This window comes from Variovorax sp. 10N432, assembly GCF_056394465.1.
In genome coordinates, this window is record NZ_JBFTHX010000020.1 from 1 (window position 1) to 24,379 (window position 24,379).

Annotated in this window: 22 protein-coding genes; 13 read left to right on the top strand and 9 right to left on the bottom strand. The window is 68.0% G+C overall.

What is annotated here, in order from left to right; all coding sequences use genetic code 11:
* Positions 1 to 87, top strand: an 87-nt coding sequence (locus tag AC1DF3_RS22045) for a helix-turn-helix domain-containing protein (protein WP_478140904.1), incomplete at its 5' end; no start/stop codon positions are given.
* On the opposite strand, the gene AC1DF3_RS22050 is transcribed toward AC1DF3_RS22045, so the two are convergent.
* Positions 75 to 4,631 (bottom strand): PAS domain S-box protein, encoded by a 4,557-nt coding sequence (locus AC1DF3_RS22050; RefSeq protein WP_478140842.1) that lies wholly within the window; start codon positions 4,629 to 4,631, stop codon positions 75 to 77. The two genes, AC1DF3_RS22045 and AC1DF3_RS22050, sit on opposite strands and share 13 nt — an antisense overlap.
* 208 nt (positions 4,632 to 4,839) lie before the next feature.
* Here AC1DF3_RS22050 and AC1DF3_RS22055 point away from each other — a divergent pair, with 208 nt between their 5' ends.
* Complete coding sequence (locus AC1DF3_RS22055; protein WP_286536858.1) at positions 4,840 to 5,211, top strand: hypothetical protein; 372 nt, start codon at positions 4,840 to 4,842, stop codon at positions 5,209 to 5,211.
* A 19-nt stretch (positions 5,212 to 5,230) separates the two neighbouring features.
* On the top strand, positions 5,231 to 5,560 hold the full coding sequence (locus tag AC1DF3_RS22060; RefSeq protein ID WP_286536857.1) for a hypothetical protein: 330 nt from the start codon (positions 5,231 to 5,233) through the stop codon (positions 5,558 to 5,560).
* An 8-nt stretch (positions 5,561 to 5,568) separates the two neighbouring features.
* Here AC1DF3_RS22060 and AC1DF3_RS22065 read toward each other — a convergent pair whose 3' ends face one another.
* From AC1DF3_RS22065 to AC1DF3_RS22080, 4 genes are read right to left on the bottom strand one after another with little or no spacing between them, the layout of a single operon-like run.
* Complete coding sequence (locus tag AC1DF3_RS22065; protein ID WP_301812926.1) at positions 5,569 to 6,441, bottom strand: ABC transporter permease; 873 nt, start codon at positions 6,439 to 6,441, stop codon at positions 5,569 to 5,571.
* On the bottom strand, positions 6,438 to 7,295 hold the full coding sequence (locus tag AC1DF3_RS22070; protein WP_478140905.1) for an ABC transporter ATP-binding protein: 858 nt from the start codon (positions 7,293 to 7,295) through the stop codon (positions 6,438 to 6,440). Before AC1DF3_RS22070 ends, AC1DF3_RS22065 begins: the two co-directional genes overlap by 4 nt.
* A gap of 16 nt (positions 7,296 to 7,311) precedes the next feature.
* Positions 7,312 to 8,322 carry an ABC transporter substrate-binding protein gene (locus AC1DF3_RS22075; RefSeq protein WP_478140843.1) on the bottom strand — a complete coding sequence of 337 codons (1,011 nt, stop codon included), beginning with the start codon at positions 8,320 to 8,322 and terminating at the stop codon, positions 7,312 to 7,314.
* Positions 8,323 to 8,330: 8 nt separating this feature from the next.
* Positions 8,331 to 9,215: a TauD/TfdA dioxygenase family protein gene (locus tag AC1DF3_RS22080; RefSeq protein ID WP_478140844.1), complete on the bottom strand. Its 885-nt coding sequence runs from the start codon at positions 9,213 to 9,215 to the stop codon at positions 8,331 to 8,333.
* 239 nt (positions 9,216 to 9,454) lie between these two features.
* Here AC1DF3_RS22080 and AC1DF3_RS22085 point away from each other — a divergent pair, with 239 nt between their 5' ends.
* Positions 9,455 to 10,441, top strand: a complete 987-nt coding sequence (locus tag AC1DF3_RS22085) for a CysB family HTH-type transcriptional regulator (RefSeq protein WP_286536852.1) — start codon at positions 9,455 to 9,457, stop codon at positions 10,439 to 10,441.
* 21 nt (positions 10,442 to 10,462) lie between these two features.
* Here AC1DF3_RS22085 and AC1DF3_RS22090 read toward each other — a convergent pair whose 3' ends face one another.
* Positions 10,463 to 12,361 carry an FAD-binding monooxygenase gene (locus AC1DF3_RS22090; RefSeq protein WP_478140845.1) on the bottom strand — a complete coding sequence of 633 codons (1,899 nt, stop codon included), beginning with the start codon at positions 12,359 to 12,361 and terminating at the stop codon, positions 10,463 to 10,465.
* A gap of 43 nt (positions 12,362 to 12,404) precedes the next feature.
* Positions 12,405 to 12,818, bottom strand: coding sequence for an acyl-CoA thioesterase (locus tag AC1DF3_RS22095; RefSeq protein WP_286536850.1), 414 nt, complete (start codon positions 12,816 to 12,818; stop codon positions 12,405 to 12,407).
* A 126-nt stretch (positions 12,819 to 12,944) separates the two neighbouring features.
* Between AC1DF3_RS22095 and AC1DF3_RS22100 the strand changes: the two genes are divergently transcribed.
* The 4 genes from AC1DF3_RS22100 (at position 12,945) to AC1DF3_RS22115 (ending at position 17,021) form a co-directional block, all read left to right on the top strand.
* Positions 12,945 to 13,649 (top strand): Crp/Fnr family transcriptional regulator, encoded by a 705-nt coding sequence (locus AC1DF3_RS22100; protein ID WP_286536849.1) that lies wholly within the window; start codon positions 12,945 to 12,947, stop codon positions 13,647 to 13,649.
* 127 nt (positions 13,650 to 13,776) lie between these two features.
* Positions 13,777 to 15,129: an MFS transporter gene (locus tag AC1DF3_RS22105; protein ID WP_478140846.1), complete on the top strand. Its 1,353-nt coding sequence runs from the start codon at positions 13,777 to 13,779 to the stop codon at positions 15,127 to 15,129.
* A gap of 45 nt (positions 15,130 to 15,174) precedes the next feature.
* Positions 15,175 to 16,065, top strand: coding sequence for a beta-keto acid cleavage family enzyme (locus tag AC1DF3_RS22110; RefSeq protein WP_478140847.1), 891 nt, complete (start codon positions 15,175 to 15,177; stop codon positions 16,063 to 16,065).
* A 14-nt stretch (positions 16,066 to 16,079) separates the two neighbouring features.
* Positions 16,080 to 17,021: a 3-hydroxyacyl-CoA dehydrogenase NAD-binding domain-containing protein gene (locus AC1DF3_RS22115; RefSeq protein ID WP_478140848.1), complete on the top strand. Its 942-nt coding sequence runs from the start codon at positions 16,080 to 16,082 to the stop codon at positions 17,019 to 17,021.
* Between the two features lie 199 nt (positions 17,022 to 17,220).
* Here AC1DF3_RS22115 and AC1DF3_RS22120 read toward each other — a convergent pair whose 3' ends face one another.
* Both AC1DF3_RS22120 and AC1DF3_RS22125 read right to left on the bottom strand, forming a co-directional pair.
* Positions 17,221 to 17,592: a hypothetical protein gene (locus AC1DF3_RS22120; RefSeq protein ID WP_478140849.1), complete on the bottom strand. Its 372-nt coding sequence runs from the start codon at positions 17,590 to 17,592 to the stop codon at positions 17,221 to 17,223.
* 31 nt (positions 17,593 to 17,623) lie between these two features.
* A complete protein-coding gene (locus AC1DF3_RS22125) occupies positions 17,624 to 19,093 on the bottom strand; it encodes an amidase (protein WP_478140850.1) in 1,470 nt (489 codons plus the stop codon).
* A gap of 128 nt (positions 19,094 to 19,221) precedes the next feature.
* Here AC1DF3_RS22125 and AC1DF3_RS22130 point away from each other — a divergent pair, with 128 nt between their 5' ends.
* The 5 genes from AC1DF3_RS22130 (at position 19,222) to AC1DF3_RS22150 (ending at position 24,347) form a co-directional block, all read left to right on the top strand.
* Complete coding sequence (locus tag AC1DF3_RS22130; protein ID WP_478140851.1) at positions 19,222 to 19,785, top strand: BPSL1445 family SYLF domain-containing lipoprotein; 564 nt, start codon at positions 19,222 to 19,224, stop codon at positions 19,783 to 19,785.
* Positions 19,782 to 21,350, top strand: coding sequence for a phospholipase D family protein (locus AC1DF3_RS22135; RefSeq protein ID WP_478140852.1), 1,569 nt, complete (start codon positions 19,782 to 19,784; stop codon positions 21,348 to 21,350). Before AC1DF3_RS22130 ends, AC1DF3_RS22135 begins: the two co-directional genes overlap by 4 nt.
* Positions 21,351 to 21,482: 132 nt before the next feature.
* Positions 21,483 to 23,405, top strand: a complete 1,923-nt coding sequence (locus tag AC1DF3_RS22140; RefSeq protein ID WP_478140853.1) for a GspE/PulE family protein — start codon at positions 21,483 to 21,485, stop codon at positions 23,403 to 23,405.
* Between the two features lie 100 nt (positions 23,406 to 23,505).
* Positions 23,506 to 23,682, top strand: a complete 177-nt coding sequence (locus tag AC1DF3_RS22145; RefSeq protein WP_478140854.1) for a DUF3606 domain-containing protein — start codon at positions 23,506 to 23,508, stop codon at positions 23,680 to 23,682.
* Between the two features lie 104 nt (positions 23,683 to 23,786).
* A complete protein-coding gene (locus tag AC1DF3_RS22150; RefSeq protein WP_478140855.1) occupies positions 23,787 to 24,347 on the top strand; it encodes a hypothetical protein in 561 nt (186 codons plus the stop codon).
* The last annotated feature ends 32 nt before the right edge of the window (positions 24,348 to 24,379 follow it).

Consider the following 24,379-nt stretch of genomic DNA (forward strand, 5'->3'; position numbering starts at 1 on the left):
CGGCGGCGCAAGGAGCCGACGGCGGCGCTGCTCGGCATCAGCATGAAGACGCTGTACAACCGGCTCAAGGAGTATCAGTCTTCCTGAACCCGGGCCCGGGCCTCCCGCGCCCGGACCACGGCCTCGAGCACCTTGGCGGTGCTCGCCGGCTTTGTGAGGTGCGCATCGAAGACCTGGGCGCCGTCGTGACGGGTGGCCGCGTCGCCCCATCCGCTGAGGGCGACCAGAGCCATCCGCGCCGCCCAGGCTTGCTCCCGCAGGGCGCGCGCCACGTCGACGCCGTTGATGTCCGGCATGCCGATATCGAGGATCGCCGCATCCGGACGCAGGCGTGCGGCCGTCTCGAGCGCCTGCGTCCCATTCGACACCACCATGGTCTCGTGGCCCGCCAGCTGCAGCAGCCGGCCGAGTGTCCAGCCGGCATCGACGTTGTCGTCGGCCACCAGGATCCGAAGCGGCGTTGGCGACCGCGCCGGTTCCGGCTTCGCGGCTTGGACCGGCTCCGCCACCGGTGCTGCCAGCGGCAGGGTCACGCTGAACCGGCTGCCTCGGCCCAGGCCGTCGCTGAAGGCCTCGATCCGCCCGCCGTGCTGTTCCACGATGCTGCGCACCAGGGCCAGGCCGATGCCGAGCCCTTCGTTGGCGCGGTCCGCCGCGGCGGGGCCCTGGGCATAGAGCTCGAAGATGCGGGCGATGGTTTCGGGCGCCATGCCGACGCCGTTGTCGACCACCGAGATCCGCACCGAATCGGCCTCGGACTGCGCGGTCAGAAGCAGCGCGCCACCCGCGGGCGTGTAGCGCGCCGCGTTGGCGAGCAGGTTCACGAGGGCCTGGCCGATGCGCAAGGGATCGACGTGCACATGGACCGGCGTCGAAGGCAGTTCGATCTTGAGCGTGTGTCCCGCGGCCTCGATCAGCGGGATGGCGGTCTCGACGGCCGCGCCGACGAGGTTCGCGACGGTGACGTCGAGCCGGCGCAGTTCGAGTTGCCCGATCGCCAGGCGAGAGACATCGAGCAGGTCGTCGACAAGCAGTTTCATGCTGCGCACCTGGCGCTGGACCACCTGCGCGGCACGCCGCCGCTCGTCCGCGTTCGCCTGTTCGCCGGTCAGCAGGTCGGAGGCGCTCGCCATGGAGGCCAGCGGATTGCGCAGTTCGTGCGACAGCACGGCGATGAAGCGGTCCTTGGCCGCATCCGCCGATTCGAGCGCGGCCCGCGCTTCCCGCGCCGCGGTCTGGTCGCGCAGGATCTTGACGAAGCCGATCACGCGCCCGCTGCCGTCATGCATGCGCATCAATACGCCGCTGCCCCAGAAGCGGGTGCCGTCCTTGCGTTGGTGATATCGCTCGTCAGCGGCCCGCGCGTTGAAGGTGGCGGTCTCGGCCTCCTGCATCGGCGCATTGGCGGCCCGGTCTTCGGGCGTGAAGATGATGTCGGCCGGAAGGCCCTTGACTTCGGACTCGGCGTAGCCGAGCAGGCGTTCGGCACCGGCATTCCAGCTCGTGATGACCCGGTGGATGTCGGTGGAGAAGATGGCGTAGTCGCGCGCGTTCTCGACCACCAGCCGCAGGTGTTCCTCGCTGCGGCGCAGCGCCTCCTGCGCACGCTTGGCTTCCCCGATGTCGCGCGCGGTCGCCGTGGCGCCGACGACGATGCGGTGGGGATCGACGATCGGCGAGACCGTGAGCGACAGCTCGATCCGGGTCCCGTCCTTCGCGACATACACGGTCTCGAGGTTCTCGACGCTCTGGTTGTGCTTCACGCGCTCGAGGATGCCGAGGCGCTCGAGCGGGTCGCCATCCGGCGCGAGCATCGTGATCGAGCGGCCGACGACCTCTTCGGCCGCATAGCCGAAGATGCGCTGCGCGCCGCTGTTCCAGCTCAGGATCTGGCCTTCGAGCGAGAAGCTGATGATGGCGTCGACCGACGAGGCGACCACCGTCGACAGCCACTGGCTCACCTGCTCGGCCTGCTTGCGCTCGGTGATGTTGATGAACGACAGCACGACACCAGCGATGCGGTCCTCGGTGGTCCGGTAGGGAAGCAGGCGGGCCATGAACCAGCTGCCGTCGTCGCGCCCGACCTCGCGTTCGATGGGAATCAGCTTGTCGAGCACATGGGCCGCGTCGTCGCCCAGCGCGGGGTATTGCAGCTGCGAGGCGAGATCGGACAGCGGGCGGCCGACGTCGCCGGGAATCAGGTTGAACAGGCGCACCGCTGCGGGCGTGTAGCGCGTGATGCGCAAGTCGCGGTCCAGAAACACGGTGGCGATCGCGGTGGCGTTCATGAGGTTCTGCATGTCGCTGTTCGCGTGCGCGAGTTCGTCCACCTTGCACTTGAGTTCGTGGTTGACGGTGGTCAGCTCCTCGTTGATCGACTGCAGCTCTTCGCGGCTGGTCTCCAGTTCTTCGGTGGCCGAGCGCAGCTCCTCGTTGATCGCCTGCAGTTCCTCGTTGCTGGCCTTGAGTTCCTGGGTGGAGTTCTCGTACTGCTCGACCGTGTCCTGCAGGTGGGAGCGCATGCGCTCGAGTTCGTGGTCGAGCTGCTGGACGAGCGGATCGGCATCCACGCGCACCGCCGGCGGCGCATCGGCGTCCGAGGGCGGCCGGGGCGGGGAATCGAAGATGACCAGCGTGAAGTCCAGCCCTCCGTCCCGCACCGGGATCACCCGGAGCGCGATCCGGCGCGCGCTGCCATCGACCGTGACCGCGGTGGGTGGAGACTCGACCGCCAGGCCGGTGCGCGTCGCCTGGTGCAGCGCCGCGCGCAATTCGATGCGCAGGTCGGCCAGAACGAGCCGCAGCAGGTTGCGCGTCGGCTCGCCGGCACCGTACTGCAGGAACCGGCCCGCGCTGGCCGACAGATGGACGATGTCGTCGTTTCGATCGACCAGCAGGGACGGCGCGCAGAGGTGCTCCAGCAGCTTCAGGTGCACGTCGCCCCAGGACGCGTTGCGCCCGTCCGGGCCGGTGCGGCTCGACCCGAGCGCGGCCTGCTGGAAGACATGCCCGGCCACGACCGGGGCTTCGCGCAGGGCACGCCCCACGTCCATCGCGAGGGCCAGGCTGCTGGGCCCAGCCGGCAACGGGATGCCGGCGATCGGGACGTCGCGGCGGGCGTAGATGCGGTGCTTCTTGTCGAGCACGCGGAAATGCGGGTTGCCGTCTTCCACCGATTCGGAGACGCCGAGGAACAGGCGGCCATGAGGCATCAGCGCAAAGCCCAGCACCTCGAACACGCGCGCCTGCGCCAGCGGGTCGAGGTAGATCAGCAGGTTGCGGCAGCTGATCAGGTCCAGCCGCGAGAAGGGCGAATCTCGCAGCAGGTCGTGGGAGGCGAACAGGACCATCTCGCGCACCTCGCGGCGAACGCGATAGCCATCGTGCGACTTGATGAAGTAGCGCCGCAGCCGCTCGGGCGACAGGTCGGCCTCGATGGCCATCGGATAGCGGCCGTCGCGGCCCGCCTGGACGGCGCTCTCGTCGAGGTCCGAAGCGAAGATCTGCAGGGTCGGCGGGGCCTCGAGCGTGCGCGCGTACTCGAGGAGCAGGATCGCGATCGAGTAGGCCTCCTCGCCGGTCGCGCAGGCGGCCACCCAGACGCGCACGACGTCGTTCGGTCCCTTGCCCTCGAACAGCGCCGGAAGGTGGCGATTCAGGGCGTCGAAGCACTCGGCATCACGAAAGAAGTTGGTGACCGAGATCAGCAGGTCCTGCAGCAAAGCCCCGGACTCGCCGGAACGGGTGCGCAGGCAGTCGAGGTACGCCGTCAGGCTGTCGACCCCGTTGACCTGCATGCGGCGCGCGATCCGGCGCACGATGGTGGCGCGCTTGTAGTAGGCGAAGTCGCGGCCGGTGCGTGCGCGCAGGAAGGCCAGGACGTCGCGCAGCGGCGCGTCGTCGGCCTGCGCCGAGGCGGGCGCGACGGCCGGATGCGGGCCCTCTTCCGGCGGCAGGCGCAGGCGCTTCTCGATGCCGTAGTAGTCGAGCAGGCGGGACGAGATCTCGGCGACCGGCAGGATCCAGTCCACCATGCCGGTGGCGATCGCCGCGGCGGGCATGCTGGCATGCTCGGCCTCGGCCGGATCCTGCGCGATGGTAAGGCCGCCGCGTTCCTTGATCCGCTTGATCCCGATGGCGCCGTCGCCGTCGCCCCCCGACAGCACCACCGCGCCGGCATGCGGGCCATGGGTGTCAGCGAGCCCGCGGAAGAACAGGTCGACCGCCACGCGCTTGCCCGGGGCACGGTCGAGGTCGGCCAGCTGCAGATAGCCGTCGGCCGATTTGAGGGCCTTGCCGGGTGGGATGACGTAGACGGTGTCGGGCTGTACCTTCAATGCCTCGTTGACCTGCAGCACGGGCATCGAGGTGCAGCGCTGCAGGATCTCGGCCACCATGCTTTCGCGCTCTGCCGCCAGGTGCAGGACGACCGCGTAGGCGATGCCCGAGTGGGGTGGGAGGCTGCCGAGGAAGGCTTGCAGGGCAGGGATGGCGCCGGCCGAACCACCGATGCCCACCAGCGGCGTCATGGCATAGCCGCGGGTCGGAACGACGTTGTCGATCAGGCTGCCGAGTTCTTCTTCGAGATGGTCCGGGGTCAGGTTCTTCATGGCGTCGGCGGAGCCGGTCACGGCAGTTCCGCGCGAGCCTCATTATGCGATTCGCCGACCGGGCAAAAACAGCGTCCGGATGCAAGGATTGCCGCAAGATCGGCCGGCGCCGCGCGCAACTTGCCGACCCGCGAAAGGGCTGCCGCCAGGCACCGGCCAACGCGCCGAGGATGGCCGGCGGCCGCGGCCTGGAAATCGAACAGGCCCAAGGCTTGCTCTAGCTGCCCCCATGACCACCCCCGACGTCTCGGCCGCCCTCGCTGCGCACTACAGTGCGGCCTGCGCCCTGGGACCGCGGGCGGCGCGGATCGCAAGCAGGTTGCTCGACGACCTGTTCGGCATCCCTGTCGAGTGGCGCTTCTCGTTGCGGGTGGCCTTGGCGCATCGCGAGGCGCAGGGCAACCCCGAGTTGTCCGCGTCGGACCATGCATTGCTGTCGTGGGTTCGGCAGGAAGGCTTCGAGCAGGCCGGAATCCGGGCCGAGACGGACGAGCAGCAGTCCGCGCGCGATTTCGTCCGGCAGGTGATCCATGCCTTGACGGGGCACGGCGACGCCCATGCGCTGCCGCGCGAGCAGGTTCCCAGGATTGCGTCACGTTGACCCAGCCAAGGAGATGACCATGATCCCTCCGCGCGCATCCGAGGCGGCCCCGCGACCGACGCCTTCCGTCGCGGGCTTCGGCAACCTCGTCGATCTGGCGTTGGTCACCGCCACCCACTCGACGGTGGAGGTCTGCGGCCTGTGCAGCACCGCCAACCGGCTCCATTCCAAGGCCTGCAAATGCTGCGGCCATCGCTTCCCGGCCTCCTATGCGTCGGCTCGCCCGGGCGACTCCCGTTGGGCCGCGCGCGTTCTTGGCATCGTCCGGGGCGAGGGCTTCGACGTCGTTGCCTTGTGCCTGGTGATCTATTTGCTGTTGTCGGTCGCCCGCTTCATCCCGGCGGGCTGAGCCGGCCGCTATCGCTGCTGGCCCCAGCGCCGGACCGTCAGGCGCTCCAGGGTCGCGAAGCCGAGCCCTTCCACCAGCAGCCCGATCAGGACCACCATGGCGAGGCCGGCGAACACCCGGTCGGTATAGAGCTCGTTGCGGTTCTGGAAGATGTACCAGCCGAGCCCGCCCTTGCCCGACGAGGCACCGAACACCAGTTCGGCCGCGATCAGCGTGCGCCATGCGAAGGCCCATCCGATCTTCAGCCCCGACAGGATCGCGGGCAATGCGGCCGGCACCAGGATCTGCAGCACGTAGCGCAGGCCGCGCAGGCCATAGTTCCGGCCCGCCATGCGCAAGGTCTCGGGCACCCCCTGGAAGCCGGCATAGGTGTTCAGCGCCAGAGGCCACAGGACCGAATGGATCAGCACGAAGACGAGGCTGCCGCGGCCGAGCCCGAACCACAGCAGCGCCAGCGGCAACAGCGCGATCGCGGGCAGTGGGTTGAACATCGAGGTCAGCGTGTCCAGCAGGTCGCGTCCGAGCTGGGTCGACACCGCGAGGGTGGTCAGGACGAAGGCCAGCAGCACGCCGGCCAGGTAGCCCTGCAGCAGCACGGCAAAGGAAATGCGCACCTTGTCGATCAGCTCGCCGCTCGCGAGCCCGTCCACCAGCGCGCGCGCGGTGGCGCTGAAGGTCGGCAACAGCAGGTCATTGTCCTGCCAGCGCGCCAACAGCTCCCACAGCACGGCGAGCACCGCCAGGATCAGTCCCTTGCGTACCCCGCCTTGCGCCCAGACACGGGTCGCGAAAGGCAGCGCGCGTTCGACCGGCAGCTCGGTGAACGGCTCCAGCCTGCGCTCGTATTCGCCGCGGACCGGCGGATTCAGGAAACCGCTCATGCGACTGCGCCCTCTTCCTCGAACAGCATCCGATGGATGCGCTGCGACGCCGCCTGGAACTCGCTGCCGCCCAGGCTTCCGAGCGTGAAGCCGTGGCTGTTGATCTCGGCACGCATGCGGCCCGGATGGGGCGACAGCAGCGCGATGCGGTTGCCCACCACCAGCGCCTCCTCGATCGAATGGGTGACGAACAGCAGCGTGAAACGCACCTCGTCCCACAGCGCGAGCAGCTCTTCCTGCATCTTGCGGCGCGTGAGCGCGTCCAGGGCGGCGAAGGGCTCGTCCATCAGCAGCACGCGCGGTTGCATCGCCAGCGCGCGGGCGATCGCCACGCGCTGCTTCATGCCGCCGGAGAGCTGGTGCGGATGCACGTCGGCGAACCTGGCCAGCCCCACCTTGTCGAGGTAGTGCAGGGCGCGCTCGGCGGCTTCCTTCCGGCCCAGCGAGCGCGAGGCCAGGAGCGGAAACATCACGTTCTGATGGACCGTCTTCCACGGCGGCAGCTGGTCGAACTCCTGGAACACCACGATCCGGTCGGGCCCCGGCGCGCTCACGCCGCGGCCGTCGAGCCGGATCTCGCCTTCGACCGGCCGGATGAAGCCGCCGATCGCCTTGAGCAGCGTCGACTTGCCGCAGCCCGAAGGGCCGAGCAGCACGAAGCGGTCGGCCTCGTGCAGGTCGAAGCTCACGCGGTGCGTGGCGCGTACCACGCGCTCGCGGGTGCGGTATTCGAGGCTCACGCCGTCGACCTGCAGCAGCGGCGTGCCCACGGCCGCGACCTCCGCGGCGGGCCCGGGCGCCGCGGGCTGCGGCGCGGGCACGGGCCGCGCGAAGGCCGGACCGGCGCGCAGCATCGTCGTCGTCATGCGCTCAGTTCCCCGCCGCGTTCTGGGCGTCGTCGAAGAAGTAGTCCCTCACCGAGGCAGGCTTGTTCTTGATGGCGCCGATCCGGTGCATGAACTCGGCGAGCTGGTAGGTGTTCTGCGGCGTGGTCTTGAACTGGACCTCGGGGTTCTTGATGATCTTGATCAGCAGGTCGCGGTCGATCCTGGCGTTGCTCACCTTGATGTAGATGTCGGCCGCCTTCTCGGGATGGGCCGCGACGAACTGCGCGGCATCGTTCAGCGCCTCGATGAAGGCCTGGTAGGTCTTCGGGTTCTCGGCGCGGAACTTCTCGGTGGCGTACAGCACCGTGGCCGAAGCCGGCCCGCCGAGCACCTGGTAGGAGTCGAGCACGATGTGCGCCTGCGGGTTGCCGGCGAGCTCCTGCTCCTGGAAGGGCGGATTGCCGAAATGGCCGGTGATCTCGGTGCCGCCCTTGATGATCGCCGCGGCTGCATCGGGATGCGGCAGCGCCACGCTGATCTTGTCGAGGCGGGCGAACTCCTTGTCGCCCCACAGCTTGGCCGATGCCAGTTGCAGCACGCGCGACTGCACCGACACGCCTACAGCCGGCAGCGCGATGCGGTCCTTGTCCGTGAAGTCCGCGATGCTCTTCACGGCGGGGTTGTTGCTGACGAGGTAGTACGGGAAGTTGCCGAGCGAGGCCACCCCCTTCACGTTCTGCCGGCCCTTGGTGCGGTCCCAGATCGTGAGCAGCGGACCCACCCCGGCGCCGGCGATCTCGATATTGCCCGAGAGCAGCGCATCGTTCACCGCGGAGCCGCCCGAGAGCTTGACCCACTCCACCTTCGCATCGATGCCGGCGGCCTTGGCGTGTTTCTCGATGAGCTTCTGGTCCTGCGCCACGTTGAGCAGCAGGTAGACGACGCCGAACTGTTCGGCGATGCGGATCTGGCCTTCGGCGCGGGCGGCCAGGCTGCCGGCCAGCAGGCCGAGGCCGGCAAGGACCGCGGCGGTCTTGCGAGTGATGTTCTTCATGGTGCGGATCAGAAAGGCGTGTCGCCCTGGATGGTGGTTCGATAGAGCTTGCGGCGCAGCGCGTCCGGCGTGCCGGCCGCCAGGTGCATGAGCGAGCGGTTGTCCCAGAACACCAGGTCGTGCGGCGCCCACTGGTGGCGGTAGACGAACTCCGGCTTGACGCTGTGGGCGAACAGTTCGCCCAGCAGCGCCTCGCTTTCGTCCTGCGGCAGGCCGACGATGCGGGTCGTGAAATGCTCGCTGACGAAGAGCGCCTTGCGGCCGGTCTCCGGGTGGGTGCGGACCACGGGCTGGATGGCGGGCGCGACCTGGTCGATCTGCGCCTGCGAGAGCTTGGGGCGCCACGGGTTCCTGGCGCGCAGTTCCTCGTACTTGGCGAGATAGCTGTGCTCGGCCTTCAACCCGAGAATGCGCTTCTGCAACGCCGGATCGAGGGCCTCCCACGCCAGGTGCTGGTCGGCGAAGAGCGTGTCGCCGCCTTCGCTCGGCAGTTCCTGCGCATGCAGCAGCGAGCCGAGGCTGGGCTTGTCCTTGTAGGAGATGTCGGAGTGCCAGTAGACGCCCGCGTCGCCGAGCCCGATCGGCTCGCCCTTCTCCTTGATGTTGGAGACGATCAGGATCTCCGGCTGGCCTTGGAGCTGGAACTGGTGAAGCACGTGGATCTCGAGCGGCCCGAAGCGGCGGCTGAAGGCCACGTGGTCCGCCGGCGCCACCCGCTGGTCGCGGAAGACGAGCACGTGGTGGTCGAGGTGGGCGCGGTGGATGCGCGCGAAATCGACCTCGTTGATGGGCTTCGAGATGTCGAGGCCGATGATCTCGGCGCCGACGGGTGCGTCGAAGCGGCGAACCTCGAAAGTCTGGGTGGGTGCCGTGGGGGCTGTTGCGACGGCCATTGGAAGCGACGGGCAAGTGAACAAGTCCGCCACTCTAGGGATCGCGCAAGCAACGGGGAACGACTGATTTCTTGCTTGCTTATGAACAACTCATCTGAAGCGGCGTCCCTGGCCTGGCGGCGCCTCAGATCATTCGCTTATTTGAAATCAACGATTCATTCGTTCGAGATCCAGGGCGGCGATCGCACAATCGGCCGCCGAGTGCCATCGGGCACCACTTTCCTGCTTGCCTGGACGCCATGAATTTCCAACAGTTGCGCTCCGTGCGCGAAGCCGTGCGCTGCGGCTTCAATCTCACCGAAGCAGCCCATGCGCTGCATACCTCGCAGCCGGGCGTCAGCCGCCAGATCCGTGAACTCGAAGACGAACTGGGCGTCGCACTGTTCGCCCGCGTCGGCAAACGGCTGACGGGACTGACGGCCCCCGGGGATCACCTGCTGCCGATCATCGAGCGCATGCTGCTGGAGAGCCACAACCTGCGCCAGGCCGGACTGGAGTTTCTGGCGCAGGACGAAGGCTTGCTGTCCATTGCCGCCACCCATTCGCAGGCCCGCTACGCCTTGCCGGTGGCGGTGCAGGAGTTCAGGGGCAACTTTCCCAATGTGCAGCTTCACCTGCGGCAGGGCTCGCCCAAGCAGGTCGCCCAGATGCTGCTGGACGGCGAGGCCGACGTCGGCATCGCGACCGAGGCACTCAGCGACTATCCGCAACTGGTCGCCCTGCCGAGCTTCCGCTGGACCCATTCGATCATCGCGCCGCCCGGACATCCCTTTCTCGACGGCCCGCTGACCCTGGAGCGGCTGGCGGCCTATCCGCTGGTCACCTACGACAGCGGCTTCACGGGCCGCACGCGCATCGACAAGGCTTTCGCGGCGGCCGGCCTGAAACCCAACCTGGCCATCACCGCCATGGATGCCGATGTCATCAAGACGTACGTGGAACTCGGCCTGGGCATCGGGATCGTCGCCGGCATCGCCTTCGAGACCGAGCGCGACACCCGGTTGCGCGCGGTCGATGCCGGCCGGCTGTTCGGTATCAACCTGACCAAGGTCGCGGTTCGGCGCGGCAGCTACCTGCGCGCCTACGTTTATGCCTTCATCGAAGCCTTCTCCCCCACCCTGTCGCGCGCGGCGGTGGAAGAAGCACTGGGCACCCGTGCGGCCGACGAGGGCGAGGCGGTGCCGGCGTCGGCGATGGAGCAGCTGCTGGCACACGCCCAGCACTGACGCGGCGCCTTGCGAAGTCGATCAGGGCCTCGGCGACGGCCGTCGATCGAGCAGGAACCGTCCGAAGTAGGCAGCCAGGCCGGCATGCGCGTCCAGCGGCAGCACGTTCGCAACGTACTGGTCGGGACGCACGATGACCATCGCACCTTGCGCACGGTCGATGCCGCGGAGATCGAAGATGTCGGGGCCGTGCTTGAGGTCGGGGCAAAAGGCCTTCTCGTAGTCGATGAGACCGAAGCAGCCCTTGCGCGGCAGCAGGATCGACGGGAGCGCCTCCACCTCGAGCTCGAGGTGCCCCTGCTGGAAGACCGCGCGCACGTCGATGACGCTGTCGATGTCGACATCGGTCCCGGTGGGCGTGAAGCGGCGGATCGGCGAGTCCGGCGAATCCGCCAGGAAGGCCATGAGGTCGCGCAGGCGGGTGCCGGCCGCATCGGCGAACGCATAGAGGCGCCAGGCCCCGTCGGCGCGCGCCGCATGGCCGAGCTGGACCGGCTTGGCATCGGCCAAGCGGACGACGGGGCCCGAGTGGAAGCGCATGCCGATCGTGAAACCCTTGGCGAGGTCCTGATGGGTCGACTCGGCCGTCAGCGGGGTCGTTGGCGTGTAGTGCGTCGCGACGCCGGCCGTATAGCGGCCCGACTTGACGAAGTAAGCCTGAAGCTCCTGCGGATCGACGCCGCCGAGTTCCGGATGCTCAGGGTCCCTGGGCGGCGACGCCATGATCTTCGACCACTCCTTGTCGAAGTCGATGAGCCGCTGGGCGATCGCGTGGCGCTCGACGTTGTAGGTGCGCAGCAGTTCAGGGCCGGCACGTCCTTCGAGCACCGATGCAAGCTTCCAGCCCAGGTTGAAGGCGTCCTGCATCGAGACGTTCATGCCCTGGCCGGCCTTCGCGCTGTGGGTGTGGCAGGCATCGCCGGCGATGAAGACCCGCGGCAGGCGCGAGCGAGCCTGGTCCGCGGGGACGTCGTCGAAGCGGTCGGTGACGCGCTGGCCGACCTGGTACACCGCAAACCACACCACCCGCTTGACGTCGAGCGAGTAGGGATGCAGAACGCGCTGGGCGGTGGCGATGACCTTTTCCTGGGTGAAATCCTTGATGGCTTCGCGATGGTTCGGGTCGATGTCGCCGAGGTCGACATAGAGCCGCACCATGTAGCCGCCCTCGCGCGGGATGAGCAGGATATTGCCCTCGTCCGCGGACTGGATGGCGGCCTTGAGCCGGATGTCCGGGAAGTCGGTGACGGCCAGCATGTCGACGACGCCCCAGGCGTGGTTGGCGAAGTCACCCTGCGGCATGGCGCCGATCGATTCGCGCACCCCGCTGCGCGCGCCGTCGCAGCCCACCACGTACTTGGCGCGGACCGTGGTCTCGGAACCCTTGGCCACGTCGCGCAAGGTCACTACGACCGGGTGCTCGCCCTCGGGCTCGACCTTCAGGGTGACGAACTCCAGTCCGTAGTTGGCCTCCAGCCGGGTCGGCGACATGCGCATGTAGTCGAGCAGGTACTGCTGCAGCCGGGCCTGGTTGACGATGAGGTGCGGAAACTCGGACAGGCCGTCCTCGGTGTCCTGGACGCGGCCGGTGCGCTCGATGCGCGTGCGGTCTTTCTTGGACGGCCGCCAGAAGACGGTCTCGTTGACCCAGTAGGCCTCGCGGATGAGCTTCTGCGCCAGGCCGAAGGCCTCGAACATCTCCACCGTGCGGCAGGCGATGCCGTCGGCCTGGCCGACCTTGAGCGGGCCATCGCGGCGCTCGACCAGCCGGGTGCTGACGCTCGGGAAGTTCGACAACTGTGCCGCCAGCAAGGCCCCCGCGGGCCCGCTGCCGACGATGAGGACGTCGACGGTCTCGGGGAGCGCCTCCTTGATGATGTCGGGGTCTCCGGGCGCGTAGCCATTGAGATAGAACTGCATGTTGCCTCCGTGATGACAAGAATACGTTGACCTGCGGCCTGGCTCAGGCGCAGGCGGTGCGGATGAATTCGGGCACGACCACCGCCTTGAGCTTCCCGCTGTCTTCTTTCACGCACAGCGCCCGGGTCTCGCGTCCTTCGCAGATCAGGGTGTCGCCCCGCATCACCCGATGGGTCTGGATGAAGACCTTGCCGCGCCATTCCTCGACGCTGGTGTGAATCCCGATGCGCTCGCCATAGGAGGCCGCCGTGTGGAAACGGGTGTGGATTTCCAGCAGCGGCGCGCCGATGCAGCCCGGCAAGTCCGTCATCGCGCGCCAGGGTGGCAGCCCGCAGGCGGTGAAGTAGTGGTGCGACGCGGCATCCATCCATCGCGAGTAGTTCGGAAAGAAGACAATGCCCGCGGGATCGCAGTCGCCGAACTGCACGTCGACGCCATAGGCGATGGTCTTGGTCATGGGTTTCAAACTGCTCGCTTCGATAGGGATGATTGTTCTTCGCCGTGCACAGGCGCACAGTCGATGTGCCGACACTCGATATAAGGGTTTTCCCTGCATGAAGGCGTTGCGCCCGAGGAGGAACGGATGACCCGCCAGCAACGCGCGCCCGCCATGTCGCTCACGCTCGACGAGTTGCTCGAACAGTCCGCGTGGTTCGTCGAGCTCGACGCGCCCGCGCAGGCGCAGGTTCGCCGCGATGCATCGGAGCGCGCGGTGGCGATGGGCGATTCGCTGGGCCACCACGGCGAGCAGCAGCACGCCTGGTACGGCGTTCTCGAAGGGCTGGTCAAGTGGGCCATCACCGCGCACGATGGGCGGACAGTGTCCCTGGGTGGCCAGTCGGTCGGCAGCTGGTTCGGAGAGGGCACGCTGATCCGCAACACGCCGCGCCAGTCGGACCTGGTGGCGCTGCGCTACAGCAGGGTGGCGCAGATCCCGTTCGACACCTTCGACTGGCTGCGCCGCAACCGACCGACATTCAACGACTTCATCCTGCTGCAGGTGAATGAGCGACTGCACTGGTTCATGGGCAACTACGCGGCGCAGGGCCTGCTGGACACCGACAGTCTGGTGGCCCGCGCACTCATGGGCATGGTGCATCCGCTCGCGAACCCGCGCGGCGAGCGCCATCTTCAGATATCGCAGGAAGAACTCGCCAATCTCGCCGCCGTCTCGCGGCAGAGCTGCAACAGCGCCTTGATGCGATTCAAGAACGCCGGCCTGGTGCGCAGCGAATACGCAGGCATCGTCGTGCTCGACCTTCCCGGCCTGCAACGGCTGGTGCCGTAGCCGACCCAGGGCCCGCACCGCACCTCGGGTTTTCCCTGATTCGAACTGTCGGCCGATCGACTGCGGCAAAACGGGCCGCCCGGAATGATGCGTGCCATGGCATGGCGCCATCACAAGGAGACACGCAATGAACCACGCAGCGTCGGTGGCCCATGGGGTCGCGGACATCCACCCGTCATCGCTCCGATCCGCGGAGGACGGCATCTATCGCAGGATCAGCTGGCGGGTGATGCCGATCGTGCTGGTCGCCTACGTCTTCGCCTTCCTCGACCGCATCAACGTCGGCTACGCCCAGCTCCAGATGAAGCAGGACCTGGCGTTCTCCGATGCGATCTACGGGCTGGGCGCCGGCCTCTTCTTCGTCACCTATCTGCTGTTCGAGGTGCCGAGCAACCTGCTGCTCGAAAAGATCGGTGCCCGCCTGACCTTCCTGCGCATCATGGTGCTGTGGGGCCTGGCCTCCTCGGCCACGGCCTTCGTCACCGAGCCCTGGCAGTTCTACGGCGTGCGGCTGCTGCTGGGCATGTTCGAGGCCGGCTTCTTCCCCGGCATCATCCTGTACCTCACCTACTGGTATCCGAGCCATCGCCGCGGCCGCGTGACCGGGCTGTTCCTCTTCGGCATGCCGATCACCGGCGTTCTCGGCGGGCCGCTGTCGGGAATGATCATGGGCGGCATGGAAGGCATGGCCGGGATGCACGGCTGGCAGTGGCTGTTCATCGTGCAGGGCCTGCCGACCGTCCTGATCGGCTTCCTGCTCTATCGTCTGCTGCCGAACAAGCCGGCGGAGGCCCCCTGGCTGAGCGACGCCGAGAAGGCGCACGTGCAATCGGTGCTCGACGCCGACCACAAAGCCGACGCGAAGTCCGGCCACCGCGGCAAGCTGGCCGCCGCGCTGTCGGACCCGAAGACCTACGTGCTGGCCTTCGTCTATTTCTGCTGCGCCTGCGCGGTCTACACCGTCACCTTCTGGCTGCCGACGATGATCAAGGGCCTGGGCGTTTCCTCGATCGGGGCGATCGGCTGGATCACCGCCATTCCCTATGTCTTCGGCGCGTTCGGCGTGCTGGTGATCAGCCGCAGTTCGGACCGGTTCAAGGAGCGTCGCTGGCATGTCGGCGGAACCCTTGTCGTGGGTGCCGCGGCGCTGTTCGGCACCTCCTTCCTCGGTACGGCCTTCGCGCCGGTGATGCTGCTGCTGTGCTTCGCGGCCTTCTTCATCTTCGGCGGCGGTTCGCTGTTCTGGTCGATTCCGCCGACCTACCTGAGCCGCGATGCGGCCGCCGCCGGCATTGCCGTGATCAGCTCGCTCGGCATCCTGGGGGGCTTCGTGAGTCCCACGGTGATCGGCTGGATCAAGAGCCTCACCGGCAGCATCCAGATGGGCCTGGGCGCCTTGACCGCGCTGGTCATCGTCGGCGGACTCACGATTTTGATCGCCTTGCCGAAGAGCGCGGTGCGCGTCGGCAGCGACGCCTGATTCCCTTCTTCCCTCCCTTCAAGTCCTTTTACCGAGACCCGAGCCATGAGCAAACCCAAAGTCATCGTGACCATCGCCCCGACCGGCGGCATGGCGACCAAGAAGATGAACCCGAACCTGCCGACACAGCCGCAGGAGATCGCCGACGACACCTACCGCTGCTACAACGCCGGCGCCAGCCTGGTGGCGGTGCATGCGCGCCGGCCCGACGACGAGGCGACCTGCGAGCCGTCGATCTACACCCGCATCAACCGGCTGATCCGCGACAAGTGCGACATCATCCTGAACAACTCCACCGGCGGCGGCATCAACGGCGACATGGTGCGCGAACTGCCCAACGGCCTGTGGGAGATCCAGTGGGAGGAGCGCCTGAAGGGCATGCAGGGCGAAGGCGTCGAGATGTGCACGCTCGATGCGCAGACCGTCATCGCCAGCTTCGGCGGCAAGGAAATCCTTGTGGCGACGCCGCCCACGTGGATCCGACAGATCGCAGGGATGATGAAGGAGCGCGGCATCAAGCCCGAGTGGGAGGTGTTCGGCCTGGCGGACATCGTCCAGGACGTCCAGCGCTCGCTCGACGAAGGCCTCGACGACGCGCCTCACTTCATCAACATCGTCATCGGCGCCAACGCCTTCCAGGGCGCCTTGCCCTACACCCCGAAGCTGCTGCAGACCATGGTGGACCACCTGCCGGCGAAGACGGTGTTCAACGTCAGCGCGATCGGCGCGGCGCAGCTGCCGGCGGCGATGAACTCGCTGCTGCTGGGCGGCCATGTGCGTGTCGGGCTCGAGGACAACCTCTACTACGAGCACGGCGTGCTGGCCACCAACGTGCAGCTCGTCGAGCGGCTGGTCCGGCTGATTCGCGAGATGGGCTACGAGCCGGCCACGCCGGCCGAGGCGCGCGAGATCATCGGCCTGCGTCCGCTGCGTTGACGACACCCGGCATCATGAAACCAGAGCACAGCAAGCTGGCGGTGGTCGGCACGGGGGTGATCGGTGCGGGCTGGGCCACGCACTTCCTCGCTCGCGGCTTCGACGTCACGGCGACCGATCCGGCCCCTGGTGCCGAGCAGCGCCTGCGGGGCCTGGTCGACGCCGGCTGGCCCACCGTCGAGGCCCTCGGCCTGGCCGACGGCGCGTCGCGAGACCGGCTGTCTTTCACGACCGATGTGGCGGAAGCCGTCCGGGACGCCACCTTCATCCAGGAGAGCGGCCCCGAAAGGCTGGACGTCAAGCACGAGTTGATCGCGGCCATCGAATCGGCAGCGAAGGCCGATGTCCTCATCGCATCGTCGTCGTCCGGCCTGTCCGCCAGCGAGATCCAGGCGGGCGCCAGGCATCCGGAGCGCATCGTGCTCGGCCACCCCTTCAATCCCACCCACGTCATTCCACTGGTGGAGGTCGGCGGCGGCAAGCTGACGTCGGCCGAGAACGTGGCCAAGGCGATGGCGTTCTACGCGTCGACCGGCAAGAAGCCCATTCGCATCCACAAGGAGGTCAAGGGCCACATCGCCAACCGCCTGCAGGTCGCGCTCTGGCAGGAAGCCATCTCGCTGGTGCAAAGAGGCGTGGCCTCGGTGGAAGACATCGACACCGCGATATCGCACGGTCCCGGGCTGCGATGGGCCCTGCTCGGCCCGTTCATCAACCTGCACGCCTCCGGCGGTCCCGGCGGCATCACCCACCTGCTGCAGCATCTGGGTGCCTCCCAGCGGGAATGGGCACGCGACCTCGGCAAGTATCCGGAAACGGACGACTACATCCAGCAGATTGCGCAGGGCGTCGATGCCGAGCTGGCGGGTCGCGATTTCCCCGGGATGCTCCGCCAGCGCGATGAACTGCTGGTCCAGTTGATCGCGATGAAGGCGGTGCAGGCGCAGATTCCCTAGGGGCGAAAAGGTTTCCACGCAAGCGCCATCGTCGTAGGATGAGACTCGAGCGCCATCGACCGAGCCGGTCGCGTCCACCACGTCGCAAACGGGCTGATCGAAAGCGTTTGGCTATTTCCTGAGGAATGAATGCAAAGCCACTGCGCGCGCCATCCTCAGCATCGGCTGGGCGCAGTTCGGCCAGGTGCGGGCATTCGCCTCATTCGAATCCTGCCCTTCTCAGCCGTCGGTAGAACTCACGGCAATCCTCGATCCGAAAGATTCCGTTCGGCTCGTCTTGCGTGCGCCAGTTGGTCGAGCGCACCCGCATGAGGTCCGGACGCTCTTCGACGCGGTAGAACGTGACGGCGACCAGGTAGGGGCCAGGAAACGTCAGCCTGAAGAACTCATGCTCAATCGTCCGCGCCTCATGGACTTCGAGAATTGGCTTGGGTCGCCAGTGGGCGACCAAGGAACTGGCCATTGCATGGGCGTCGTTCATGCCGGAGGAGCGGGGGTTGCGAACGCGAATATTGCCACGCAGGCGGGAGCAGCGGTGCAGCCCGACGGCGCACTGTTCAAGCTGCCGCAAGGTGGCGATCGATCCCTGATCTCCAACATCGCTACAGCACGGCCTTGTCGGCGGCCGCCACCCTCGCGCTGGCCGCCGGGGCGCTCGGGTCGGCGCCGCCCTGGCCTGCGGACGCGGGCTCGGGCCAGGGCGCCTGCGGTCCGCGCACCGACTCGTAGAAGCGGGCCATCTGCAGCACGCCCAGGTCGTCGAAACGGCGTCCGGCGATCTGCAGGCCGATCGGCAGGCCCGAGGCCGAGTGCCCGCAGTGGATGGATGCCGCCGGCTGGCCGGACTGGTTGAATGGCACCGTGAAATGCGAATCGCGCGTGGACATCTCCGCATCGCTGCCGGTCGACTCCGCAGCGAAGGGCAGCACCGGCGAGACCGGCGCCAGCACGAAGTCATAGGGCCCCGTGGCGGCCGCCGTGGCCGCCTGCATCGACTGCATCCGCGTGAAGGCGCGGAAGCTGTCTTCCGGTGTCAGCGAGGCCGCGAACTCGGCCGCCGCGTGGATGTAGTCCGCCGCCTTCTTCGCCCGCTCGGGTTGCAGGGCGGCCAGGTCGACGCGGCAGCGCATGGTGAAGAAATGCACCAGCCCCAACTGCATCTCGTCCGTGGTCCAGTCCTTCAGCGGCTCGACGATGGCGCCGGCCGCCTCGAAGCAGCGCGCCGCCGCCTGCACCGCGGCGAGGATCTCCGCGTCCACCCGCCAGCCGGAAGCCGACGGTTCGACCCACAGGCCGATGCGCAGTCCGGCGGGCCCGCGCGCCAGGCGCTGCCACGCGATGTCCTGCGGGGGCAGGCCGAGGTAGTCGCGCGGATCGGGACGCGACACGACCTGCATGAGCAGCGCGGCATCGGCCACGGTGCGTGTCATCGGCCCGATCACCCGGGCGGGTGCCGGCGGATCGACCGGCACGCGTCCATGGCTGGGCTTGAGTCCGAACACGCCGCAGAAGCTGGAGGGAATGCGCACCGAGCCGCCAATGTCGGTGCCCAGGTGAAGCGGCCCGTAGCCCGCCGCCGCCGCGGCGCCGGCGCCGGAGCTGGAGCCGCCGGGACTGTGCGCCGTGTTCCAGGGGTTGCGCGTCAGGGGGTGGAAGCTCGACGGCGCGGCGCCCAGGAAGCCGAAGTCCGGCATCGTGGTCTTCGTCACGATCACGGCGCCCGCCTCGCGGACGCGGGCCGCCGCCGGCGCGTCGGCGGCGGCAGGCTTCAGCTCGGTGGCGGCGCTCCCGAGCGGCATGGGCGTACCGCGAGTGGCGATGTTCTCCTTGAGCGTGATCGGCACGCCATCGAGATCGCCTTGCGGCGCGCCCCGTGCCCAGCGCTGCTCGGAAGCCCGGGCGTCCTGCAGCGCGGCCTCGGCGTCGAGTGCGTAGCAGGCGCGGATGCTCGGCTCCCACTGCCCGATGCGGTCGAGCACGGACTGCACGACCTCCACCGGCGACAGGGATCGATCGCGGTAGCGGGCCAGCAGTTCGATGGCGGACAGTTCGAAGAGGCGGGACGAGGACATGAGGGCGGCTCCTTTCTTGCGAAATATCAAGACCGATCGCCACGATAGCGCCCTGGCGCATCGCGATCTTGAGCGATACCGACCCGACGCGCACAATGACCTGACCAACAACGACAGGAGAGTGAGACATGGACAAGCGTTCTTTCCTCGCGTGCGGGCTTCTGGCAGTTCTCGCGACTGCGTGCACCACCACCTCCACCTCCAGCGGCGATCCAGCGGCCAAGCGCAGCAGCATCGACGCCTCGGTCGACAGCGCCATGTCCAAGCTCTATACCCAGGTGCAGGGCTCACGCGAACTGGTCGGCAAGGCCAGGGGCGTGCTGGTGTTCCCCTCGGTGGTTTCGGCCGGGCTGGGCGTTGGCGGCTCCTACGGACAGGGTGCGCTGCGCGTCGGCGGCAAGTCGGTCGGCTACTACAGCACCACCGCCGCCTCGGTCGGCCTGCTGGCCGGGGCCGACTCCAAGGCTGTCTTCCTGCTCTTCATGACCCAGGATGCGCTCGACAAATTCCGCGCGAGCAATGGCTGGACCGCCGGCGCCGATGCCTCGGTCACCATGCTCAAGGTCGGCGCCTCGGCAGGCATCGACACCCAGACCGCTCAACAACCCATCGTGGGCTTCGCCTTGAGCAATGCCGGGCTGATGGCCAACCTGAGTCTCGACGGAACCAAGATCAGCAAGCTCGACCTGTGAGTCCCTGCGCCCCGGGGCGATGGCTGCTGGCGCTGGCGCTGGCGGCCCTGCTGGCTGGATGCTCGCTGCCGCCGCTCGAGGGGCGCAGCGAGTCGCGGGCGTTGTCGGCCGCAGAAGCGCGCGAAACGCCGCTGGGCCGGGCGGTCGGCGACCTGGCGGCGCCGCGTCCGGGACTGACTGGCGTCCATACGCTGGAAGACCCGCGCGAAGCCTTCGCGGCGCGGGTGCAGATGGCGCAACTCGCCGAGCGCACGCTGGACGTGCAGTACTACATCTGGCGCGACGACATCACTGGCCACCTGCTGCTCGAGGCCTTGCGCGCGGCCGCCGATCGCGGGGTGCGCGTGCGCCTGCTGCTGGACGACTACGGCCATGCGGGGCTCGACGAGGAGCTGGCGGCGCTCGACGCGCATCCCGACGTGGAGGTGCGTCTGTTCAATCCCTTCCCGTTCCGTGCATTCAAGCCGCTGGGCTTCATCACCGACTTCTCGCGCGCCAACCGGCGGATGCACAACAAGAGCTTCACGGCCGACAACGCGATCACGATCCTGGGCGGACGCAACGTCGGCGACGAGTATTTCGGCGCCACCGATGGCGTGCTGTTCGCCGACCTCGATGTGTTGGCGATGGGGCCGGCGGTGGCGCAGGTCTCGAGCGCGTTCGACGCCTATTGGGCCAGTGCCTCGTCCTATCCCATCGCCTCTCTGGTGACGCCACCCCCTGCCGAAGTCCTGGCCGCCATCCGGCAGCGGACGGCGCTGGTGGAGCGCTCCGAGCCGGCCGCAACATACAAGCAGGCGGTGCGCGAGCTGCCCTTTTACAGCAGCCTGGTTCGCAAGGACTATTCGCTGGTCTGGGCCCCCGCGCACCTGGTGGTCGACGACCCGTCCAAGGGACTGGCGCTGGCCCAGCCGGAACAGCTGCTGCTGCATCACATGGCCGAGGCGGTCGGGGTGCCGGCGCGCAGCCTCGACCTGGTGTCGCCGTACTTCGTGCCCACCGATGCCGGCACCGACTACTTCGCCGGCCTGGCGCGGGCCGGCGTGCGGGTGCGCATCCTCACCAATTCGCTGGCCGCGACCGACGTCCTGGTGGTGCATTCGGGCTATGCACGCCATCGGCAGCCGCTGCTGGCGGCGGGGGTGGCGCTGTACGAACTCCGGCCCGACCCTCGGGAGCAGGCCGCCAAGGCGGCGCGCCGGGACGAGGGCCCGCGCATGCCCGGCGGATCGGGCAGCTCCGGCTCCAGCCTGCATGCGAAAACCTTCGGCGTGGACATGGAACGCGTCTTCGTCGGTTCTTTCAACTTCGATCCGCGCTCGGCCCGGCTGAACACCGAGCTGGGCCTCGTCATCGACAGCCCGGAGCTTGCCGGCGCGATCGCGCATGTCTTCGAGGTGCGCGCCCCGCGCAGCAGCTGGGAGCTGAGGCTCGACCCCGGGAGCGGGGGCCTGCGCTGGGTGGACGGCAGCGGCCGATCCGTGGCGGTCGAGCCCATGACGAGCTGGTGGCAGCGCGCCGCCGTGCGCTTGCTCGAGCCGCTGCCGATCGACTGGATGCTCTGAGGGCGCAACTTTTTCCGGCGGCAAGGCCTTCAGGAATCGCCGGCGCTGCCGATAGCAGAGGCAGCGCCCGCCTCGAACCCAGGTCTCGAGAGCGTCTTCGATGGCGCGTCGCAAGCTCAACCGGAAAGACCGATGACCGCAACCACTGTGCCTGCAGCCCCGACTCGCAGCGCGACGTCGATGACAGAAGTCTGCACGCCCGAGGAACTGCTGACCCGCCTCGAGGTGCAGGGCCGGATGCCGCTGGTTCGAATCGGGCAGGCGCTGACCTCGCTCGGGATCATCACGGACGCGCAATTGAACGCGGGCCTGGCCGCCCAGCAGCTCGATCGCGCCGTGCCGCTCGGCGAGACACTGGTTCGCATGGGCGCCCTGTCGCGCAGCGACCTGCAATCGGCCCTGGCCCACAAGATGGGCTACCCCCTGGTCGACCTCGACCGGTTCCCGGCCGCGGTGGAGGCGCTCAGGAAAGTCGGCCACGGCGCGGCCCAACGCCTGCAGGTCATGCCGTTGATGGTGTCGAACGGGCGATTGATCGCCGCGCTCGACGATCCGTCGGGTCGCCGTGCCGCCATCGACGAGCTCGAGTTCATCGCCCAGGCGAAGGTGATTCCGGTCCTCGCCCACTGCCGCAATCTGGACCAGGTGCTCAAGAAGGCCTACGAGGCGATCGGCGCGATGGACGCCAAGGCGGCCGCCGACGATCCGTCCAGGCCGATCGAGTTCGACATCGACGCCAGCGAACTGCTCGAGACGCTCGAGAAGGAGGGGCGCGAGCAGACCAGCGAAGAGCTGCCCATCGAGCAGTCGGACAATTCGCTGGTGCGGATGGTGAACCGGATGATCATCGAGGCGCACGCCGAAGGCGTCTCGGACATCCACATCGAGAGCTATCCGGGGCGCGAAAAGATCCGCATCCGCTTTCGCCGCGACGGCCGCCTGTTCACCTATCTCGAGCTGCCGCCGAACTATCGCAATGCCATCATCGCGCGGATCAAGATCATGTGCGACCTCGACATCAGCGAGAAGCGCAAGCCGCAGGACGGCAAGATCATCTTCTCGAAGTTCTCGGCGCAGCATCCGCTGGAGCTTCGCGTGGCGACCATTCCGACCAACAATGGCCTGGAAGACGTGGTGATGCGCCTGCTGGCGTCGGCCAATGCGATCGCCCTGGAAAACCTGGGCCTGTCGCCGCGCAATCTCCAGAAGCTGCGCGAAGCCGTCGAGCGGCCGTACGGACTGGTGCTGTGCGTCGGCCCCACCGGCTCGGGCAAGACGACGACACTGCATTCGGCGCTGATGCACATCAACACCCCTGATCGCAAGATCTGGACCGCCGAGGACCCGGTCGAGATCACGCAGCCCGGGCTGCGGCAGGTCCAGGTGAACCCGCGCATCGACTGGACCTTCGCGAAAGCCCTGCGCGCTTTCCTGCGCGCCGATCCGGACGTGGTGATGGTGGGCGAGATCCGCGACGAGGAAACCGCGAAGATGGCTATCGAGGCTTCGCTCACCGGCCACCTGGTGCTGTCGACGCTGCACACCAACAGCGCCGCCGAGACCGTGACCCGGCTGCTCGACATGGGCCTGGACGCCTTCAACTTCGCCGATTCCCTGCTGGCCATCCAGGCGCAGCGATTGGTGCGCAAGCTCTGTTCGAAGTGCGTGACCAGCCGCCCGGCGACGGCGGCCGAAGTCGACGAACTGCTTTCGGACTATCTGCGCGCCTTCGCGGACGGTCTGGAGCCGCCGTCGCGCGATGCCGTGCTCGCGCATTGGCTGCGCCGCTACGGCCGCGAAGGCCAGCTCGTGAGCTCGATCTGCCCGGGCTGCGAGGCCTGCGGCCAGACCGGCTTCCGCGGACGGATCGGCATCCATGAACTGATGGCGGTGTCGAAGGAGGTGCGCCGCCTGGTGCAGACCCGTTCGCCGCTGGAGACGATCCTCGCGGCAGCGCAGGCCGGCGGAATGCACACCCTGCGCCAGGACGGCATCGAGAAGGTGCTGCAGGGACTGACGACCCTCGGCGAGGTACGGGCGACGAGCAACGCGTGAGGCGCTCGCGGCCTTGGTCGACAGGGATTGTCGGAAATGGCGGACAGCAACGCCGCCGGGCGACGAAAAACTGGCGGCTTCGCGATCTTGGAGGCCCGCCATGGCAGACGACCCGAAGAAGACCGGTCTCGACCGGAAGCTGATCGCCATCGACGAGCCCCACGAAGTGCGCAGCTGGTCCGAAACCCTCGGCTGCACGGCCGAGCAGCTCAAGGAAGCCGTGAAGGCGGTTGGCCACAGCGCGGAAGCCGTGCGGCTGTTCCTCAAGAAGAACTAGAAACGACCGGGCCTGTCGCCTCCGCGCCGCCCGGGGTCGGCGCGATCCACTACAGTCGGTGGTCATGGTTTGGAGGAAACGGGCGCGGGCCCGTGCATGTGGCGATGAAGACAAAGAAACTTCGGATCACCGGCCCCGGAGGGGCCACGTACAGGCTGGGCGACCCCATGCTGGTCCACGACGGAGAGCTGCTGGTCTGCACCCTTGACCCGGTGCCGGTCAGCCCGACCGGGTCCGAGATCCGGGTGGAGCACTTCACGCCGCCGCTGAGCGGTCTGGAGGAGGCCCGGCATCTGGGCCGGCTCGTCTTCCTGGAGATCTGCGCTTTCGTGGTCGAGCACTTCGAGCAGGTGCAGGCGGTGAGTTTTGCCTTCACGCGCCCCGTGACGATGCTGGCCGGCGCCACCCAGCACTCGGCCGATCGGGCCGAGATCATGCATCGCATCGGGATCGAGAACGTCCAGGTCGCGCCCAAGCCGTCCGCCGTGCCCGGGCACTTCGTCGTCACCGGCGTCTGGCTCTATACCGAACGCAACCTCGCGGCGCTGAACGAGGTGCTCGGCGAACTGCGCGCGCTGTACCGGGATCGCCCGATCGGCTCCGACCCCAAGGGCGGTGCCGGCGTGATCAGGCGCCTGATCGCCGGTTGGCGGGCAGAATCATGAGCGCCTGATCCAGGCCGGCCGCGCGCCGGCGA